Here is a 2,616-nt window from a genome sequence, read left to right on the forward strand (position 1 = left end):
AGAAAGATTAACTCGTGCAAAAACAGAAATCACTAGATCGCAAGATGAAGTTATCAACGCCCAGAATAGAATCACAGAGGCTCAAGATAAAGTCACATCATTAGAAAAAGATATTGCTGCTCAAGTCCAAGAAATTCGCCAAGCAGAACAAGCTTACAACGCTGCACGCAGTCAGTCCCAGCGTGTAGCATCAGAACGCCAAAGCGAAATTTTGACGCAGTTTAATAAGCGTAAAGAAGAACTGACAACTGTTCAAGGTCAATTAGAGCAGGCAAGGAAGCAACAAGCCTTAGAAACGATTGAGGCTCCCGTAGCCGGTACAATTTATAAAGTCAAAGCCACCAAGGGGCCAGTACAATCGGGTGAAGAATTGCTGTCAATTTTGCCGGAAGGCGAAGAAATGCTTCTAGAGGTAAAAGTTCTTAACCGCGATATTGGGTTTATTCGTCAAGGAATGAAGGCAAAAGTGAAAATGGCGACTTTTCCCTTCCAAGAATTTGGCATTGTGGATGGCGAAGTTATGCAAGTCAGTCCAAATGCAATTACTGATAAAGAATTGGGTTTAGTTTTTCCGACGAGAATTAAGCTAAATAAACACGCAGTGAATGTTCGAGGTCAAGAAGTAGAATTTACACCAGGGATGGCTGCTACAGGTGAAATTGTTACTCGGAAAAAGTCAATTTTGACATTCATCACTGAGCCTGTGACACGGCGGTTCAATGAGGCATTTTCCGTTAGATAGGACAGTCTGTTAAATTAACCACAAGTAAGGGTTTAGCATTGTTAAACCCCTACATTTATTCACGACAGACGAGTAGTATTGAACTTAACTGCAAATCGCTATAATTTTCAAGCTATACCCAACAATTTTCTATACTGATCTATTTGTTTTTGCATTCCCTCTAGTAATTTGACAAAATCTGGATTATTCTCATCCTGATTGCTATTTACATTGATACTGCCCAGAATATTCTCATAGTTTTGAAATTGCGACCATAATTCTGGATTTGTTGATATGTTATTACCTTCGGCTGATATCAGATATTTTGTGGATTCTGTAATTGCCTGACCAATTACAGGGTTAAAATCAGAATTATTCCAACTAGCGATCGTTTCTGGTGTTAGATATCTTGTGGATTCTGTAATTGCCTGACCGATTACAGGGCTAAAATCAGAATTATTAAAACTAGCGATCTTTTCTGGTGTTAGATATCTTGTGGATTCTGTAATTGCCTGACCGATAAGTGAACCAAAATTGGAATTATTAAAACTAGAGTTTGTCGTTTGTGTGTTATTTCCTGCGGTTTCTGCAATTACCTGACTCGCTAGAGAACTGACATTAGAAATGTTAAAACTAGAGCTTGTAGTTTGTGTACTATTTCCTGCGGTTTCTGTGACAATCTGACGTACTTGGGCATCAGTCAGGTTGGGGTTAGCACTAAGCATCAGGGCAACGATACCAGCAACATGGGGAGTAGCCATAGATGTGCCGCTATAAGTTGCATACTGATTATTCGGAACTGATGAATAAACCTTGACTCCTGGAGCTGTGACGTAAGCGATTGGATTTGTTCCAGAGCGGTTAGAGAAGTCGGGCATATTATTATTCTTATCTACTGCCCCAACGGCAATTCCCGACTTGGATGCATAGCGGGCGGGATAGTCTGGTGATGAGTCACCATCATTACCTGCTGCCATGACGACAATTACTCCTTTACTGCTGGCATAGTTAATGGCTGACTCTAGAGTGCGATTAGAAGATGCACCTCCTCCTAAACTGAGGTTAATTACATTAGCTCCATTATCTACAGCGTAGCGAATACCTTTAGATATGGAACTATAGGAACCAGAGCCAGAGCTATCTAAAGCTTTGACAGCCATAATCTTGGCATCGTAGGCAATACCAGTGACACCGTAGTTATTATTTTCTCCTGCGATCGTGCCGGAAACATGAGTACCATGACCGTTGTCATCTAGGGTGTTGTTGTTTTTATCAGCGAAGTTCCAGCCGTAATTATCATCAACATAGCCATTTCCATCATCATCTATACCGTTACCTGCAATTTCCTTAGTATTTGTCCAGATATTATTTGTTAAATCTTCGTGGTTATAGTCAACTCCAGTATCCACAACAGCGACAACAACGCCTTTTCCTGTATATCCCTGTGCCCAAACTTCCGGTGCTTTAACCATGTCTGCTCCCCAATTATTGCCACCAAGATCGGGAACATCAGCAAAGGTATTTTGACCAATAGCTCTAGCCACTGCTGCTGCTCCATTAACCAAGCCATAGCCATTAGTGGAGTTATAATTTTGAGTACTAAAAGCATTATTAGTAGCGTTATTTCTATTTTTAGATTCATCGTTATTTAGTAACTGCATATCAGCATCGGCTGAGTTATAGCTACTACGTCTGCTGAAGTTGAGGCTGTATTCATCTTTCGTATTAAAGCTATCTAATGAGGAGATTGAAGTGGCATTTAGCTGTTTCTTTGACAATATATTGTTATTAACATCATCAATGTGCATAAATTTTTTCTCAAAGATAGCAACCGTTTTTGACAGGTTGAAGCCTTGAAACCTTTACAATCAAAAGATTTCAATATGTGAATAAAC

General features: G+C 39.9%; 2 protein-coding genes. One reads left to right on the forward strand and one right to left on the reverse strand.

The window, feature by feature from the left end:
- Positions 1 to 742 (forward strand): HlyD family efflux transporter periplasmic adaptor subunit (locus IQ229_RS23525; protein WP_194047914.1); only part of this gene is annotated, 742 nt, incomplete at its 5' end.
- 107 nt (positions 743 to 849) lie between these two features.
- On the opposite strand, the gene IQ229_RS23530 is transcribed toward IQ229_RS23525, so the two are convergent.
- Positions 850 to 2,529 carry a S8 family peptidase gene (locus tag IQ229_RS23530; RefSeq protein ID WP_194047916.1) on the reverse strand — a complete coding sequence of 560 codons (1,680 nt, stop codon included), beginning with the start codon at positions 2,527 to 2,529 and terminating at the stop codon, positions 850 to 852.
- Positions 2,530 to 2,616: the final 87 nt, after the last annotated feature.

Source organism: Nostoc cf. edaphicum LEGE 07299 (genome assembly GCF_015207245.1).
GTDB lineage: Bacteria > Cyanobacteriota > Cyanobacteriia > Cyanobacteriales > Nostocaceae > Nostoc > Nostoc edaphicum_B.

Bases quoted from the DNA above. Each gene is read 5' to 3' on its own strand.
- IQ229_RS23530 (WP_194047916.1), bottom strand. From the start codon at position 2,529: ATGCACATTGATGATGTTAATAACAATATATTGTCAAAGAAACAGCTA.